The sequence below is a fragment of the Sporolactobacillus vineae DSM 21990 = SL153 genome (assembly GCF_000377985.1).
Classification (GTDB): Bacteria; Bacillota; Bacilli; order Bacillales; family Sporolactobacillaceae; genus Sporolactobacillus; species Sporolactobacillus vineae.
Genome location: NZ_KB899044.1, coordinates 231,384 through 248,667, shown reverse-complemented (window position 1 = coordinate 248,667; position 17,284 = coordinate 231,384). Strand labels below are relative to the sequence as shown.

The window sequence follows — 17,284 nt, the reverse complement described above, 5'->3', positions numbered from 1 at the left end:
AAAGCCTCCTGCTTTAACGTTGTTTTTTTAAGAAGCGTATTTTTACATCAGGAGTTCAGTTCCTTTTTGTAAAACGCCTTAAGATCGCTGATTTCCCGCTGCAATCCCGATTTTAATGAAACAGCAGGATGATAGTGCAGCAGCGCCTGTGCCTTGCTGATATCCGCCCATGTATGGCGGGGCTCTCCCTTAGCCGGAGCAAGTGTGCTGATCGCTACCGGCTTTCCGGTCAGCTCTTCAAGTAGTTTGAGTATGTTCTGGATTGATGCCCGCTCATGGCCGCCGATATTAATCGTTTCGCCGATGATGTGATCAGCTCTGAGTGCGGTCGCCGTTGCCTCGACGCAATCGCTGATATACGTGAAATCACGTGACTGCAGTCCGTCGCCGTAAACCGGTACCGGGTCTCCTTTGAGTATCTGATGAATAAATTTGTGAAAAGCCATGTCCGGACGCTGCCTCGGACCGTATACAGTGAAATAGCGAAGAATGACGGCCGGAACCCCCTCCGTCTGCCAGTAAATGCGGCAGAGATGTTCCCCGGCGAGTTTACTGACGCCATAGGGAGACAGCGGCTGTGTCCGCGCGTCCTCGGTGATTCTGCCTTCCTTTTCCCCGTATACTGAAGATGTGGAGACATAAATGAATCTTTTCAGCTTCAATCCTTTGCAGGCTTCCAGCAGGCGTTGTGTGACGAGAATATTATTTTCAACATAGGTCCGGAACTGACTGCCCCAGCTGGAACGGACACCGGGCACACCGGCAAGATGATAGACGGCGTCGGCTCCATCGAGCAGCGGCTGGAGATCTGCCGTTAACAGATCAACCGGGAAAAATTGAAAACGCGGTTCATCAATCTCCAGCAGTTGGATCAGGTTCCTCAGCCTGATTTTCCGTTCATTGACCAGGCTGTCGATCCCGATCACTGTATGTTCCGGATTCTGAAGCAGACGCTCACACAGGTGGGAACCGATAAAACCGGCTGCGCCGGTCACAACTATTTTCATGGCTTATTCCTCCATCTGTTGCTCTTATTTCTCCGTTCGTATCGCAAAGACTGACCCGCCAGTCTTCCGGCATATTGCCTCCCTATAGCATATTCGGTACCGGCCCGTGGGTAAGTTGTCCCGGAAAGTCGGCGATGGTCCGGCGGGATGCTTCATTACCGTGTGTTTCTTGGATAAATTCGTTTTCACCGAATCGCGGAAGTAATATAATGATTGTAAAGTTTATGTTTCTTTAACTGATAAACTGAGAGGAGAAATCAGATGAAGCTGACTGCTACAGAAATTGAAATTGCCGAAATACTGGAGAAAGACGCCCGTCTGACCAATGAAGATGTGGCCAAAATGATGGATCTCAGTCTCGAACAGACCAAAGAAATCATAAAAAAACTTGAGGATCAGAAAGTTATTGTCCGCTATGTCACGCTTGTTGACTGGAATAAGATTGACGGGCATCAAGGCGTTACTGCGATGATCGACGTGAAGGTTACACCTAAGCGGGATGTTGGTTTTCAGGACGTTGCCCAGCGCATCTACCGGCACAGCGAAGTCAAATCCGTCTATCTGATGTCGGGAACGTACGATCTGTCGGTGGTTGTCGAAGGAAACTCAGTGAATGAAGTCGCCCATTTTGTCACACAGAAGCTGTCGACCATTGACGGCGTCATCTCAACGACGACACATTTTGTTCTGAAAAAATACAAACATGACGGCACAATTTATGATGCGGATCATTCCGATAAAAGAATTGTGGTGTCTCCGTGATGGCAGTGAAAACAAACTATCTGGCAAAGCACGTCAGGGCCCTGAAGCCGTCCGGTATCCGGAAATTCTTCGATGCGACGGCCGGGATGACCGGGGTGATCTCGCTCGGCGTCGGTGAGCCGGACTTTGTCACGCCGTGGAATGTGCGTGAGGCGGCGATCCTGTCACTGGAGAACGGCCACACTTCCTATACAGCAAATGCCGGACTTCCGGTGCTGCGTGAAGAAATTGCCGCCTATATTGAAAACTATTTCTGTGTCGCGTATCATCCGGAATCGGAAGTGATCGTCACTGTCGGTGCCAGTGAGGCGATTGATCTTGCCATGCGGGCCATTCTTGATCCGGGCGATGAAGTGCTCGTTGTCGAACCCTGTTTCGTCTCTTATGCGCCACTTGTGACCCTCGCCGGCGGAAAACCGGTGATCGTTCAGACCTCCAGAGAAAATCAGTTCAAGGTTACTGCTGAAGAACTTGAAGCAGCGATCACAGACCGGACCCGGGCGATCATGATCTGCTCACCGAACAATCCGACCGGTTCGATGCTCAGTAAAGAAGAAATGGAAAGAGTAGCTTCCGTAGCGATCAAACACGATCTTGTCGTTATCTCCGATGAGATTTACGCGGAGCTGGTCTATGATGAATTGTATACAAGTTTTGCCGCACTGGAAGGCATGCGCGAGCGAACGATCCTGATCAGCGGCTTTTCCAAGGATCTGGCGATGACCGGCTGGCGGCTCGGATTTGTCTGCGCCCCGAAAGAGATCATCAGCGGCATGCTCAAGATCCATCAGTATGCGATCATGTGCGCTTCGACGATGGCGCAGTACGCCGCACTGGAAGGCCTGAAGACCGGCCGGAAGGATGTGAACGAGATGCGGCGGAGTTACCGCGAGCGCCGCAACTTTATCGTCCGTTCACTGAATGAGATCGGTCTTACCTGTCCTAAGCCGGAGGGGGCATTTTATACCTTCCCCTGCATTGAATCGACCGGAATGAGTTCCGAAGAATTTGCGACCGGACTGCTCCAGGCTGAAAAAGTCGTCGTCGTTCCAGGTACGGCTTTCGGAGAAGGCGGGGAAGGGTTTGTCCGCTGTTCGTACGCCACATCCATGGCTCAGCTCCAGGAAGCAATGAACCGGATGAAGCATTATGTGGCCACGCTTTGATGATTAACCATGTGTGCTGAAGATCAGGCTGAATAGCCTGGTCTTTTTTGGAATAAACTGTAATGAATTGGACAAGCAAGCGCTTCCGCACTATGATGATATTGGAGTAAAGGGACATTCAGTGAAAAGGGTGAGTATTGTTGAAAAAAATCATCAATAAGCCAGAGGATGTCGTCGATGAGATGCTTGACGGCCTGGTTTTCACCAGTGCATCGCTGATCAGGCGATTGCCGGGCACGAACGTCATTTTGAGAAAGCAGAAATCAGAAGGAAAAGTGGCTGTCGTCAGTGGCGGCGGCAGCGGGCATGAACCCACCCACGCAGGATTTGTGGGATCAGGGATGCTTGCCGCAGCGGTTTGCGGACCTGTATTTACCTCACCGACGCCCGACCAGATTGCTGCTGCCATCAAGGAAGCGAATCAGGGTGCAGGTGTCCTGCTGGTCATTAAGAACTATTCCGGAGACATCATGAATTTCGAAATGGCTGAAGACCTGGCGTCGATGGATCATATCGAGGTAAAACATATCGTCGTCGATGATGATATTGCCGTTGAAGACAGCACTTATACCGCCGGGAAACGCGGCGTCGCCGGAACGATTCTTGTTCATAAAATGATGGGGGCCGCGGCGGAAGCCGGACTGTCGCTGAATGAGTTAAAAGATCTCGGCGATCAGGTCATCTCATCGATTAAAACCATTGGTGTTGCGCTTTCGGCAGGGACGGTTCCGGAGTCCGGAAAACCGGGATTTGTGCTCAAGGATAATGAAATGGAATACGGTGTCGGGATCCATGGGGAGCCGGGCTACCGGCGCGAACCGATTAAGTCTTCAAAAGAGATTGCCAAGGAACTTACCGATAAGCTGCGTGACGCATTCAAATGGAATGCCAGCGATCGGTATGCCATTCTTGTGAACGGACTCGGAGCAACACCGTTAATGGAACAATATATTTTTGCAAATGATGTCTCTGAAATCCTGACAAAGGATAAGATCGAACTTCCCTTCAGAAAAGTCGGCAGTTACATGACATCTCTGGATATGGCAGGTATCTCCCTGACCCTGTTCCATCTGAAACAGGATCAGTGGCTCGACTGGCTCAACGTACCTGTGGAAACAACAGCCTGGTAAATTTGAGGGAGGAACAACAATGCTCACAGTTGAAAATACAATCAAGTGGCTGGATCTGTTCGCGGATAAGGTTGCCGCTGAAAAAGATTACCTGAGCGAACTGGATCAGGCGATCGGTGACGGCGATCACGGAGCGAACATGAGTCGCGGTACTGCTGCAATGAAAGAAGCGCTGGGCAAGCAAAATTTTGGAACCGTGCAGGATGTTCTGAAGACAGCCGCAATGTCGCTGCTCAGTAAAATTGGCGGTGCGTCGGGCCCTTTGTATGGTTCAGCATTGATCGGCATGGCCAAAGAAGCAGGAAACGCCGATACCGACCTTACTTCCATCGTTCAGGCGGGTGCGGACGGCATTCAGAAGCGGGGAAAAGCCGAACCCGGCGATAAAACGATGGTCGACGTCTGGCTGACGGTTCTGCATGCATTAAAGGAAGGAAAACTGACCGATGCCGTGATCGATCAGGCGGTGCAGGCAACAGCGCCATTAAAAGCCAAAAAGGGCCGCGCATCATATCTAGGAGACCGTTCCGTCGGACATATTGATCCCGGAGCGATGTCCAGCGGCTATCTGTTTAAGTGTCTGATTGCGGGAGGCATTTTATGACCCGAAAATATGGGGTACTTCTTGTGTCGCACGTCTCAAAGATCGTTGACGGTTTGTCCTTACTGCTGAATGAAGTGGCCAGGGATGTCTCGATCACCACAGCAGGCGGAACAGATGACGACGGGATCGGCAGCAGTTTTGATAAGATCCAGGCCGCAGTCAATGCCAATAAGGCGGAAGAAATTCTTGCCTTTTATGATCTCGGCAGTTCCAAAATGAACCTGGAAATGGTTAAAGAAGTGTCGGAGAAACCGATCACAATTTTTGATACAGCTTTTATCGAAAGCGCTTATACCGCTTCTGCATTGCTGCAGGCCGGTGTTTCGATTGATGAAGTAAAGAAACAGCTTGAGCCGCTGAAAATAAAATAAACAGTCTGCTTTCTAAGGTTATAGTGAAGAGGAGCAAAGCCGGGAAGGCCCTGTTCCTCTTCACTGCGTCCTATGGCGTTTATGGATTAATTCTTTAAAAGTTCGGTACGTATTACAGCTGCCGGGTTCGGCCAATGTAGTCAAGGTGGAACGCATGATCGGCATAATGGATCTTCGTCACACTGGCGTTCGGCACGCGATCAATTTTAAGCCCGTCCGGAAACAGGACATGGAGGATGCAGCAGATCAGCAGCGAGTGGGAGACAAGCAGGACAGATTGACCTTCCGTCGTCGTCAGCCTGTCTCTCAGTTTCTCGATTCTGGTCCGGATTGTTTCGAAGTCTTCTGCGTAATCGATCTGATCCAGTTGTTTAATACCGGCGATCGCCTTGATTTTCAAGTCGATCGGCGATTTGCGGGTCATTCCTTCAATTCCCGCTGCCCGGCCGGCGTCACCCCACATCTGATCGTTATTGCTGCCCTCATAGCTGCCGAATGCGGCTTCACGCAAGGTCTCTGTCTCATGCAGGGGAACGGATCCGTTACCTGAGTGATCGAGGACCAGACGGGCTGTTTCTCTTGCCCGTCCGGAATCGCTTGTGTAGGCTTCATCGAAAGTAATCGGGGTTTCCGCAATCGTTTTTCCAAGATTGGCCGCCTGCCCGACACCTTTTCGGGTCAGCGGCGAATCCGCCCAGCCTTGAGCGCGGTTTAATAGATTAAGAATCGTCTCACCGTGCCGGACGATATAGAAGGTTTTCATCATTTCGCTCTCTCCGTTGATCTGTCATCTACGCCTCATAGTAGCATTGATTGAACTGGCTGTAAACGGTTCAGAGAAGCGTCAGTTGCCGGTTTCAAGTTGACAAATGCGCACCATTGAGATATAAATTTATTGTGTTAGCACTCAAACATTATGAGTGCTAATTTGAGGAACGGATGGGATTGTTACATACGATTGGCCAGAAGGAGAGAGATCTATGCCGACGAAAGAATTTAAAGCAGAATCGAAAAAACTGCTCGATATGATGATCCATTCGATTTATTCTCAGAAGGAAATATTTCTGAGAGAGATTATTTCAAACAGCAGTGATGCCATTGATAAGATCTATTATAAGGCACTCGCGGATACGAGTCTGAATTTTAACAAAGATGACTACTACATTCAGATTACGGCCGACAAGAAGAACCGGACATTAACCGTTTCCGATACCGGCATCGGGATGACTCAGGATGAACTCGAGAATAATCTTGGTACGATCGCGCAGAGCGGTTCGTTCAATTTTAAACATGCCAACGACGCGAAGGACGGGCACGACATCATCGGCCAGTTCGGTGTCGGTTTCTATTCGGCATTCATGGTTGCTGACAAAGTCACGGTGATGACCAAGGCGCTCGGCAGCGATCAGGCTTATAAATGGGAATCGTCCGGTGCCGACGGCTATACGATCGACCCATGCGAGAAGGACAGCATCGGAACCGACGTGATCCTGAAACTTAAGGAAGATACAGACGATGAGAAGTACAGTGAATTTCTTGAAGAATATAAACTGAAAGCGATCATTAAGAAATATTCCGACTTCATCCGCTACCCAATCAAAATGGAAGTGACCGTCTATAAACCGAAGAAAGACAATGAGAAAGAAACCGAAGAAACCAAAGAGATTCAGACGGTTAACAGCATGGTTCCGATCTGGCGCAAGAATAAGAATGAACTGAAAGACGAAGATTACGAGAATTTCTATACGGAGAAGCATTACGGCTACGACAAGCCGCTGGATTATCTCAACATCCAGGTTGACGGTACCGTCCGCTATCATGCGATTCTCTACATCCCGGAGAATATTCCGTTTGATTACTATTCGAAGGATTATGAAAAAGGCCTGGAACTTTATTCCGGCGGTGTCCTGATCATGGAAAAGTGTGCCGAACTGCTCCCGGATTACTTCAGTTTTGTCAAAGGTCTGGTGGATTCTGAGGATATTTCACTCAATATTTCCCGTGAGATTCTGCAGCACGACCGCAAGCTGCAGCTGATCGCCAAGAATATCAATCATAAAATTCAGAAACAGCTGGAGAAACTGCTAAAGGAAGACCGGGAGAAGTATGAGAAATTCTTCAAGGCTTTCGGACGTCAGCTGAAATACGGCTGCTATATGGACTACGGTGCCCATAAGGATGAACTGCAGGATCTGCTGCTGTTCTATTCATCGACCGAGAAGAAGAATGTCACACTGGACGAATATGTTTCAAGGATGCCGGCAGATCAGAAATATATCTATTACGCGGTCGGCCAGTCGAATGAAAAGATTGAGAAACTGCCGCAGACCGAACTTGTCGCCGATAAAGGGTATGAGATTCTCTACTTTACCGACGATGTCGATGAGTTCGCCATCAAGATGCTGCATGCCTATAAAGAGAAAGAATTTAAATCTGTGTCGAGCAGTGATTTAGGCCTTGAAAACGATGAAGAGAAGAAAGAAACTAAGGCTGAAGATGAAGCGAATAAAGATCTGTTCGGGAAAATGAAAGAGATCCTGTCGGATAAGGTCAAGGACGTCCGTGCATCGAAACGGCTTAAGACGCATCCGGTCTGCTTCGCGACAGAAGGCGAAGTGTCGATCGAGATGGAGAAAGTGCTTAACCAGGTGCCGAACAATCAGCAGGTTAAAGCGGATAAGATTCTCGAAATCAATACACACCATAACGTGTTTAAAGCATTGAAAGCCGCTTTTGACCTGAACGATGAGAAGAAGGTCAGTCTCTACACAAACCTGCTCTATAATCAGGCGTTGATGGTTGAAGGACTGCAGGTTCAGGATCCCGTCGCTTTTGCCAATGACATCTGTAAATTAATGAATTAACTCCAATGTGAAGGATGCTGTGAAACTGTCTGTTGATTTCCGCTGCAGGTGCTCGCTTTCCGCGGGCGATCCGTGAGCCTCCTCGCTTGTTGCACTCGCTGTGGGGTATCACTTGGCTCGCGCACCTTCAGCTCCAATCAACGTGCGTGATCAATAATATTGTTTCACTGAAGTTTATTGAAAAGAATAGTAAAAGATCCTGCCCTCAATATTTACTCAGCAGGATCTTTTGCTATTATCGGTGCAGCGGGAATACGGCTGTCTGTCCGCTTTTCAGTTCAACCGGCTGATCGTAAAGCTTGAAAGAGAGGCGGCTTCCCTCAGTCAGCTGAAGCTCCAGCTGTTCGCCGGCTACGGATACAGAGAGCACGCGACCATGATAAACCAGCCGAAATGCGTAACCCTTCCAGGCTGACGGGAGCACAGGTCTGAGGGACAGGCCGTTTTCTTTGATACGGACGCCGGCAAAGCCGAAGACGATCGCCATCCAGGTGCCGCCGATATTGGCCAGATGAAGCCCGTCCCGCGTATTTCCCTGGGTGTTGTCCAGGTCGATGCGGGCGGCGGTCTTGAAGTAGTCATAGGCTTTCCCGGTGTCGCCGAGCCGGGCGGCCATGATGCTGAAGATGCAGGTCGACAGGGACGAATCATGCGTTGTGACCTTTTCGTAGTAGTCGAATGAGCGGCGCATCGTCTCAAGTGTCTGTTCATCCTCGAGCAGAAAATGAGCGAGGACGGTGTCTGCCTGTTTGCAGACCTGATACCGGTAAAGGGTCAGCGGGTGATAGTGAAGGAGAAGCGGATAGTTCCCCGGCGGCGTCTCTGCAAAATTCCAGACTGCCTTCTGAAGAAACGTATCGTCCTGGGGATTGATGCCGCGTTCCGGGTCATAGGGCAGATACATGGCCTTCGCCGCATGCGCCCATTCCTCCGGCTCGCGATCAGTTAATTGCAAACGTTCCGACAGCCGGGTATAGCAGCCGGGATCCGCAGCTTTCAGATTGCCGGCGGCTTTTGCCGCCCAGTAAAGATTATATTTTGCCATGGCATTCGTGTAGTAATTATTGTCGACGATCGCCGTATATTCATCGGGTCCGGTCACCCCGTCAACCCGGAATGAGCCGTTCAGATAATGCCCTGTTTCCATCCAGACACGGGCGGTTTCAAATAGAATTTCCGCACCGAAGCGAGCCAGAAAATCATCGTCGCCCGTCGCCAGATAATACTGCACGCAGCTGTAGGCAATATCGGCATTGATGTGGTACTGGGCTGTCCCGGCGGGGAAGAAGGCGGAACATTCCGATCCGGTAATGGTTCGCCACGGGAACAGCGCCCCTTTGCGATGCCCCATCACGCGTGCCCGGCGCCGGGCACTGTCCAGCAGTCCATAACGGAAGAGGAGCAGCCCGCGCGCAAGTTCCGGCTGGGTCAGTGTAAAAAACGGCAGCATGAAGATCTCCGTATCCCAGAAATAATGGCCTTCGTAGCCTTCGCCGGATAATCCCTTCGCGGCGATGCTGCTGACCGAATCTCTGCCGGCAGCCTGCAGCAGCTGATACAGATTGAAGCGGATCCCCGTCTGCAGCGCCGGACTGCCGGTTATCCGGACGTCGGACAGGCGCCAGAACCGATCCAGGTAAGTTTGCTGCTCCTCCAGCAGTTTAGAAAAAGGTACATGATCCAGTCCTCGCAGGAGCGCCGCGGCCGTTTGTTCGGTCTGCTGACCATGCCGCAATGAATCAGTATAAATTGTTTTCTTGATTACCGTCACCGGGCCGTTCAGAGCGACGGTTGCACTCGTTTCCACCGACCCCGGCAAAACGGCCAGCTGCGTCTCTGCCGGAACGGAGAAGTTTAGTGACGCGGCGCAGGAAACCTTTCGTTTTGATGTATGTGCCTGATCGGTAACCAGACTGACTGCCCCGTCATTTCTCGCCGACAACACATCAAGGTGCGCTTCATCCTCCGATGCGACCCGCGAGTCGGAGGCATCGGAAAAATTTTCGACATCGCCGTTCACCGTTGAAACAATCTTCAGCCGGCCGGAAAAATTCACTGGCTCTACAGTCACTTCGATGGCGAACAGTTCGCGGCGGACAAAGGATACGAGCCGCCGGAACCGGATCATGATTTCACGGCCGGCCGGTGAGTGCCACTGGATCAGGCGTTCGCTGAACCCATACTGCAGATCGAGCGTGCGTTCGAAGTGTACCACATCCCCTGAGAAGAGCGAAAAAGGCTGCGTTTCGTCGTCCAGATAGAGCCTGATCGTCTGGGCGTCGATAAGGTTCATCAGTTTTTGCCGGACTTCCGGGTAGCCGAATGCTTTTTCCCCGTAGTGAATGGCTGCAAGGTCATGGAAGGCGTTGATGTATGTTCCACGGATCGTCGGAACGCCTTCAGGGTAACCTTCCTCAAAGTTGCCGCGCACGCCGAGATAGCCGTTGCCGAGTGAAAAGAGGCTCTCATTGACAAGCAATTGTTGCGGATCCAGAGATTGATTCGAAATGGTCCAGTTCATCAGCTACAGACTCCTTATCTGTTATTCTTTGACGCCGCCGCTGGTCAGTCCGGACACGATCTTCTTCTGGAAGAGCAGGACGATCACGAGTGTCGGGATCGTAACGATGACCGTCGCAGCCGAGACCTCGCTCCAGAGAATCTGGAACTGCGTTCTCAGGAAGGAGATGGCCACCGGGACGGTATGATACGCCGAATCCGAGTTAAGGGTAATCGTCAGGAGGAACTCGTTCCAGGCGGCGATAAAGACAATAATCGCTGTGGTGAAAACGCCCGGTGCGGCCAGCGGAAAGACAATCTTGTAGAGGATTTGCAGCGGCGACGCCCCGTCGATTTTCGCCGACTCTTCCAGAGCGATCGGGATCTGGTTGAAATGTGTGACGAGAATCCATACGGCAATCGGCAGTGTGATCGTCGAATAGGGCAGGACCACGGCAAAACTGTTCGTCAGATGAAGATTGAGAAACATATTGTACACAGGTCCGACCACGATCATCTGCGGGAACATGGAAACAGCCAGAATGAGCCCGAGCAAGAGGTTCTTTCCCGGGAAGCGGAACCGGGAAATCGCGTAGGCCGTAAATGTAGCGATCACGATGATATACACCGTAGTTGTCGTCGCAACAATCAGACTGTTACGGACCGAAGTGAGAATATTTTTATTAAAAAGTACTTCATAATACGCGTTCAGCGTCGGATGCTGCGCAAAAATCCGGAACGCACCATCGCCGAAGATTTCCCCATCCGGTTTGAACGAGGTGATCAGAATCCAGAAGAAAGGGAAAATCATGCCGAAAAGAAAGACAACGATCAATGCGGCGCCTAGCCAGTGGGTTCTCAGTTTCGTTTTCTTCACGATTCTCACCTTCTAATTTTTATCCATGAGATTGGTTCCCAGCACTTTGACAAAGATGACGGCAATGATGGCGACGCAGACAAACATCAGCATGACGATGACTGAACCGTATCCGAAATTTGTCTGGCCGAACATCGTCTTGTAGGCATACAGCGACAATGATTCCGTCGCCCCGCCGGGACCGCCGTTAGTCAATACGTAGATCAAATCGAACACCCGGAACGCATCGAGCGTCCGGAACAGAAGGGCGACCAGAATCGCCGGCTTCAGCATCGGCAGAGTGACCCGGAAGAAGCGCTGCCATTTATTTGCGCCGTCAATATCCGCCGCTTCATAGATGGACTCCGGTATGTTCTGCAGCCCGGCAAGCAGAAGAATCGCCATATACGGGGTGGTTTTCCAGACATCGGCAATAATCGTCGAAACCATCGCCCCCCCTGCCGAGAGCAGCAGGTCGCTTGAGTTCCCCACCAGACCGATTTTTTCGAAAAAGTTTGCGACGATCCCGCTTGAGCCGTCATACAGATAGCTCCACATCAAGGCGGCCACTGCCGTCGGAATCGCCCAGGGGATCAGTGATGTTGTTCGGATAAAGCCCTGACCGCGGATCGCCTTATTCATGATCATCGCCAGGAACAGGCCGAGGACGAATTCGATGAACACAGAGACAACAGTGAATAGGGTTGTTTTCCAGAGCGCGTTGCCCAGTCTCGGGTCGGTCAGTGCCTGTGCATAGCCGCGGAAACCGATGAAATTGGATTTGATAAAGCTTTCTTTATAACCTTTGATGACTTGGGCCAGATTCTTGCCGTTCGGTGTTTTATATTTGCTGTTAATCTGCTGAACGACAGAGGTTACGCGTCCGTCCAGTGCGCTCAGCTGTTTTTCCTCCGCACTGCTGATCTTCTGAATCTTCACTTTTCCTTTGAACTGTTGATTGGCCGCATCAACCTGTTTCAGCACGCCGTCAATCCTGGCGCGGTCGGCTTCGGCAGTCACGTGCGGCCGGTCTTCGGACATGAACAGTTTCACGTAGGTCTGCGTCTCATTGAACAGATCGAAATTGTAGCGATCGCTCAGGTAGAGGCCGGACTTCTGCTGATTGTTCAGCTGATAGTCGAAAAAGGTATAGGTGAACGACTGGATGATCGGCCAGATGGAGAACACAGCAATGAAAAGTAAAGTGGGCAGGATGAACCATAGGGGCTGCCAGCCGGCTTTTTTCATGGTGAACCCTCGCTTTCATACCGCTGAGCAACTTGCCTGCAGCATTTTTAGAAAAAGGCTCTAATTTTCATTAGAGCCCCAGGACGTGCTATTCAGAATAACGCGCTCATTATTTTCCGGCTGCCGTCTGTATCGTCTTCACAGCGCTGTCCAGACCTGTGCCGGAGCTCAGATATTTATGCGCAGCGATCTGAATCGTATCCGAAACTTTGTTATACTTCGGCGATACCGGACGGGCGATCGTGGTCGCCAGCGCTTTCTGGAAGCCGGGCATACTCAGGAGCGGATTGGATTTCAGGACGCTCTGATCTTTCAGCAGCGCATTGTAGCCGGGGAGGTAGCCGCCTTTGGTTGACAGGATCTTCTGTCCGGATTTGCCGGATACATACTTGATAAAATCCCAGGCACCGGCAGCATTCTTTGAATTTTTATTAATCCCGAGCAGCCAGCCGCCGACCGAACCGCCGTTCGGAAGCGGTGCAATGCCCACCTGGCCGGTTTTAAGCTTAATGCCGTTGCCGCCCGTCTTGATCATACCGTACTGATAAGGCCAGTTACGTGCGAATACGGAAGCACCCTGCGTGAAACTGGTTGCTGTTTCTGCTTCTGTGTAATTGAGCAGGTTATTTGGTGCCCATTTAGCTGTCGTGAACTGATGCATCGTCTGCAGGCCTGTTTTGGTATCTTTATAGGATTTGGAGAATTCGGTCAGATTGACCGTCAGGCCTTCATACTGTTTCGACTGATAGACGAGGCCATATTTTGTCCCTTTCTGACCGGCGTACTTAGCTGCCAGTTTACCAAGATCCTGGTACGTATACTGACCGCTCGTCAGTTTTGCCGCATCGGCCGAGCTGACAATGTCCTTGCGGAAATAGAGCAGGCCGACATCCGGGAAGAAAGGAAGGGTATACTGTTTCCCCTGATAATTACCGGAGATCATTGAACCTTGATTGAACTGATCTTTAGTCAGACTGGATTTCACGAGCTGGCTGTCAAGCGGCTGAAGATAACCGCCGCCGGCAAATTCGCCTGCCCAGACAACATCCATCGAGATGATGTCATATTCGCTGGAACCGCTGGACAGGGACGTCAGCAGCTGATCATGCATCTGTGCCGAGTCATTGGTCATTTGTGTCCAGACTACTTTATATTTCTTGGACTGCGCGTTATACGCTTTGATCAAAGCCTTCGTTGCCGGGGTACTGTCCGCCTGAGCCGCGAATTTCAAGACAACTTTTTTCGCCGGAGCGGAACTTCCCGATCCCGATGAATTCTGACCGCAGCCTGCGAGTAAAGCAGTTGCAAGTGTAAGCGCTGCCAATATTGAGAGCCATTTCTTTGACATTGAGCTACCCCCTCATGTGTAATGTGATATATAACAATCAAAATCGTTCTACATCACATTTTGATTTTAGCCGAATGAGAATTAGAATGATATTAGAAACGTTGGATGGTTGTTAAAATATTCAGCTTTACGGAAGGAGCGAACGAAAGTATGCCGACCATTAATCCGGATGTTGTGCGCCATTTTCTGCGCCACCGGTTGAAGGAACACCGTGAGTATTATCTGCATCCCCCTTATCTGATTGAGACACGGTTACTGAAGGCTGTTTCTGAGGGCAAATATGACAGCGCTTACTTTCTGCTGAAGAAGATCAACCGTCTGGAACGGGCCATGCTGGCCGAAGACCCCGTCCGCTCACTGAAAAATTCACTGATTTGTTCCTGTACGCTTTTGACCCGAGCAGTAATCGGCGGCGGGATGCCTCCTGAGACCGCGTTTAACTACAGCGACGCCTGTATTCTGGAGATTGAGAAAATGAGTGACCGCGACGCTTTGTTAGCCTTTGAATACACAATGCTGGAGGGATTTATCGATCAGCTGAAAAAGGTTCAGAAGAAGTTGCACAGTTACAGCCATCCGGTTCAGATTGCCGTTGAATTCATTCACGAGCGAATTCTGCAGGACTTCACCCTGCAGGACATCGCCGGCTATGTTTATCTCAATCCGAATTATCTGTCGCATATTTTTAAAAAAGAAGTGGGCTGGTCGCTGACCGAGTTTATTAACCGGGAGCGAATTGAGGAGTCGCTGTACTTCCTCGCACATACCAACAGCAGCGTCTCCGAAATCGCCCTGTTGTTCCACTTCTGCAATCAAAGCTATTACACGTCGCTGTTTAAGAAGTACTGCGGGATGACGCCTTCGGAATATCGTCAGCGCAAAGACAAAGATGAGAAGACGGAAGCGCGGCCCAGGGCGCTGGTTCCCACGCGTTGAGCTGTGCCGGAAATGAGAAAAATGAGGTGCGCGGCTGATGTTTCGGCCGTGCACCTCATTTTTTTATCGTATGAAACGGATGGGGTATGGACCTGTCCGGCAAGCGGTTTTGCATGTCATGTTCATGGTGAACCAGCACCGCTTCGAGGGCAAGGGCAGAACCGATACACATCGAAATCAGCAGGACAATGCCTTCCCAGCCGAGAAAATGCCAGATGGTTCCGCCAAACGTCCCGATCAGGCTCGATCCCGCATAATAGAAAAACAAATATAATGAAGCAGCCTGGGCTGCATGGGCACCGGAGAACCTGCCGACCCAGCCGCTTGCAATCGAATGGCTGCCGAAGAAACCGAATGTGAATAGCGCAATTCCGATGATCTTGACCAGGAGGAGCGGAACCAGTGTCAGGAGCAGCCCGGTGAGCATCAGGCTCATGCTGGTGACCAGCACGCCGGACTTTCCTTTAGTATCCGCCAGTTTTCCCATATAGGCGGAGCTGAACGTGCCGCACAGATAGACGGCGAAGATCCATCCGATCGCCGCCTGGCTGAGCGAATAAGGCGGCCGGATCAGCTGATAGCCGATGTAGTTATAAAGTGTCACGAACCCGCCCATCAGGAAAAAGGCGATGCCGAATAAGCAAAGCAGATTGACCGATTTCAAGTGTTGCAGCAGTGGTTCGAAAACTTCAGATACAGGCACTTTTTTCTTTACAAAGTGGACAGGTTCCGGAAGCCCGATCCAGAACCAGACGGCGAACAGCAGGCTGATCAGGCCGACGGCACCGAGTGCGACTTGCCAGGAAAAAAAATCGGAGATCGTTCCGACGATGATCCGGCCGGACATGCCGCCGAGCGTTGTTCCGCTTACATACAGCCCCATCGCCGTTCCCAGACTTCTCGCGTCAAATTCATCGTCGACATAGGCCATGGCGATAGAGGGCAGACCGGCAAGTGCGATGCCCTGGACGATGCGCAGAATCACCAGGATGGAAAATGAAGGGGCAAACGCTGTGAGTATCGCCATGATCGCCGACAGGAACAGAGAAATCGCCATGACCTTCTTTTGACCCCACCGTTCGGAGATAAGTGAAGAGAAGAGCAGCGTGACGGCAAGGACGCCGGTAGTCAGCGATAGAGTCAGGCTGGCTGATGCAGGGAGGACATGGAAAGCATCGGTGAACACCGGCAGCAAAGGCTGCGTGCTGTATAGAATCGCAAAAGTCACAAATCCGCCGGCAAAAAGAGAGAGGGTTGCTTTCCGAAAGGACTTCGTTCCAGACACAATAAATCCCACTGCAAAGCCTCCTTGATTCTGTGAGAGAGGGACTGATTCGTCAGATTATTTTTTAGTGTAAGCGCTTAAAATTCAAATGACAATCAACTTGCTTCATCTCAAATGAAAAGTGGCGTTCATGAGCGAGGAAAAAAAGGGAGGGACCTGCGCGCGGTTACGGGCGCAGGACAAGTTTTTTCAGGATGCTGTAAAACAGGGGCTTCTCCTCAAGAACGGTCAGTCCGGCACGGCGGATATTGTCCATCGTCCGCCGGTTGATATTGGCGCCCCATAGCCTGACCGTCAGCGGATTCAGGAGATCCATCAGGACACCGACGACCGGATTTTTGCTGCGCATATGTTCGAGCATCAGAATCCGGCCGTCCGGTTTGCAGACGCGTTTTAATTCCCGCAGCCCGAGGACAGGATCCGGAACCGAGCAGAACACGCACGTGGATACGACAAAGTCAAAAGTATCGTCCGCGAACGGCAGAGCCTGAATATCGGCTTCCTCAAGGTGAATTCTGCTATTGTTCGGGCCTTGCTCCAGTTTCTTTCTTGCCCGGTCCAGCATGCCCCGGCTGAAATCGATGCCGGTCACTTCGGCTTTTTCCGGGTAGAAAGGGAGATTCGCACCTGTGCCGACACCGGCTTCAAGAACCCGGCCATGGACGTGTCCGAGAAGTTCCCGGCGCCAGCTTTCACGGATCATCTGATCCATCGTATCGTAAATTCCGGAAATTCGGTTGTAGCGTTTCTGAATACGCTGATTCAGCGTGCTCATAAGTCATACTCCTCTCACAGGCCATCGCTGCAGTATCTCCTGACATGTGGTTTAATTATAGTCCATTCTTTCTGTTCCCGTTCTGCCGGATTAAGCGTGTCAAAAATTTCGGAGCGCGATACGACCATTTCGGAGCGCAAATTGATGATTTCGGAGCGCGATTTTCCGAATTCGGAGCGTTTCAAAAATTTCGGAGCGCGAAACAATCATTTCGGAGCGCGGATTAATGTTCTGAGCGTCTTCACGAATCCGCTGTCAGATCGTTTTTTAAGATGAATGTCTAGAGAAAGTGTCGAACGGACAGATATATGGATGTGCAGTCGTCGAAAATCATTGATTCGGCGGCGACACAAACCGATCTTTTTTGCATGTAGTACATGCTATTATGTATACGCTTACACTAAAAAGACGTACCCATAAAATTATGAAAAGA

The 17,284-nt window shown here is 50.8% G+C and carries 15 protein-coding genes; 7 read left to right on the top strand and 8 right to left on the bottom strand.

Annotated features, from left to right (window positions below; genetic code table 11):
- Positions 1-47: 47 nt before the first annotated feature.
- Complete coding sequence (locus tag D889_RS0105435) at positions 48-1,007, bottom strand: NAD-dependent epimerase/dehydratase family protein (RefSeq protein ID WP_010631704.1); 960 nt, start codon at positions 1,005-1,007, stop codon at positions 48-50.
- 261 nt (positions 1,008-1,268) lie between these two features.
- Between D889_RS0105435 and D889_RS0105430 the strand changes: the two genes are divergently transcribed.
- The 5 genes from D889_RS0105430 (at position 1,269) to dhaM (ending at position 5,040) form a co-directional block, all read left to right on the top strand.
- Complete coding sequence (locus tag D889_RS0105430; protein WP_010631705.1) at positions 1,269-1,769, top strand: Lrp/AsnC family transcriptional regulator; 501 nt, start codon at positions 1,269-1,271, stop codon at positions 1,767-1,769.
- Entirely contained in the window at positions 1,769-2,935 is a 1,167-nt protein-coding gene (locus tag D889_RS0105425) for an aminotransferase (RefSeq protein WP_010631706.1), read from the top strand. The genes D889_RS0105430 and D889_RS0105425 overlap by 1 nt, the downstream gene beginning before the upstream one ends.
- 140 nt (positions 2,936-3,075) lie before the next feature.
- Entirely contained in the window at positions 3,076-4,065 is a 990-nt protein-coding gene (gene dhaK / locus D889_RS0105420) for a dihydroxyacetone kinase subunit DhaK (protein ID WP_010631707.1), read from the top strand.
- 19 nt (positions 4,066-4,084) lie between these two features.
- Complete coding sequence (dhaL, locus tag D889_RS0105415) at positions 4,085-4,669, top strand: dihydroxyacetone kinase subunit DhaL (RefSeq protein ID WP_010631708.1); 585 nt, start codon at positions 4,085-4,087, stop codon at positions 4,667-4,669.
- A complete protein-coding gene (dhaM, locus tag D889_RS0105410; RefSeq protein WP_010631709.1) occupies positions 4,666-5,040 on the top strand; it encodes a dihydroxyacetone kinase phosphoryl donor subunit DhaM in 375 nt (124 codons plus the stop codon). Before dhaL ends, dhaM begins: the two co-directional genes overlap by 4 nt.
- A gap of 112 nt (positions 5,041-5,152) precedes the next feature.
- On the opposite strand, the gene D889_RS14865 is transcribed toward dhaM, so the two are convergent.
- Positions 5,153-5,806, bottom strand: coding sequence for a histidine phosphatase family protein (locus D889_RS14865; protein ID WP_018962193.1), 654 nt, complete (start codon positions 5,804-5,806; stop codon positions 5,153-5,155).
- A gap of 214 nt (positions 5,807-6,020) precedes the next feature.
- Here D889_RS14865 and htpG point away from each other — a divergent pair, with 214 nt between their 5' ends.
- Positions 6,021-7,904, top strand: a complete 1,884-nt coding sequence (gene htpG, locus D889_RS0105400; RefSeq protein ID WP_010631711.1) for a molecular chaperone HtpG — start codon at positions 6,021-6,023, stop codon at positions 7,902-7,904.
- Between the two features lie 235 nt (positions 7,905-8,139).
- On the opposite strand, the gene D889_RS0105395 is transcribed toward htpG, so the two are convergent.
- From D889_RS0105395 to D889_RS0105380, 4 genes are all read right to left on the bottom strand, one after another.
- A complete protein-coding gene (locus D889_RS0105395; protein ID WP_010631712.1) occupies positions 8,140-10,425 on the bottom strand; it encodes a glycoside hydrolase family 65 protein in 2,286 nt (761 codons plus the stop codon).
- A gap of 21 nt (positions 10,426-10,446) precedes the next feature.
- The gene (locus D889_RS0105390) at positions 10,447-11,214 is read right to left on the bottom strand and encodes a carbohydrate ABC transporter permease (RefSeq protein ID WP_238537635.1); all 768 of its coding nucleotides are present in this window, start codon (positions 11,212-11,214) and stop codon (positions 10,447-10,449) included.
- Positions 11,215-11,292: 78 nt separating this feature from the next.
- Positions 11,293-12,507: a carbohydrate ABC transporter permease gene (locus D889_RS0105385; RefSeq protein ID WP_010631714.1), complete on the bottom strand. Its 1,215-nt coding sequence runs from the start codon at positions 12,505-12,507 to the stop codon at positions 11,293-11,295.
- A 109-nt stretch (positions 12,508-12,616) separates the two neighbouring features.
- The gene (locus D889_RS0105380) at positions 12,617-13,855 is read right to left on the bottom strand and encodes an extracellular solute-binding protein (protein ID WP_010631715.1); all 1,239 of its coding nucleotides are present in this window, start codon (positions 13,853-13,855) and stop codon (positions 12,617-12,619) included.
- A gap of 150 nt (positions 13,856-14,005) precedes the next feature.
- On the opposite strand from D889_RS0105380, the gene D889_RS0105375 reads away from it, so the two are divergent.
- Complete coding sequence (locus D889_RS0105375) at positions 14,006-14,791, top strand: helix-turn-helix transcriptional regulator (protein WP_010631716.1); 786 nt, start codon at positions 14,006-14,008, stop codon at positions 14,789-14,791.
- A gap of 55 nt (positions 14,792-14,846) precedes the next feature.
- Here the strand turns inward: D889_RS0105375 and D889_RS0105370 are convergent, their stop codons facing one another.
- Together D889_RS0105370 and D889_RS0105365 are read right to left on the bottom strand one after the other, a co-directional pair.
- Positions 14,847-16,088 (bottom strand): MFS transporter, encoded by a 1,242-nt coding sequence (locus tag D889_RS0105370; RefSeq protein ID WP_010631717.1) that lies wholly within the window; start codon positions 16,086-16,088, stop codon positions 14,847-14,849.
- A gap of 154 nt (positions 16,089-16,242) precedes the next feature.
- A complete protein-coding gene (locus D889_RS0105365) occupies positions 16,243-16,851 on the bottom strand; it encodes a class I SAM-dependent methyltransferase (protein WP_010631718.1) in 609 nt (202 codons plus the stop codon).
- Between the last annotated feature and the right edge of the window lie 433 nt (positions 16,852-17,284).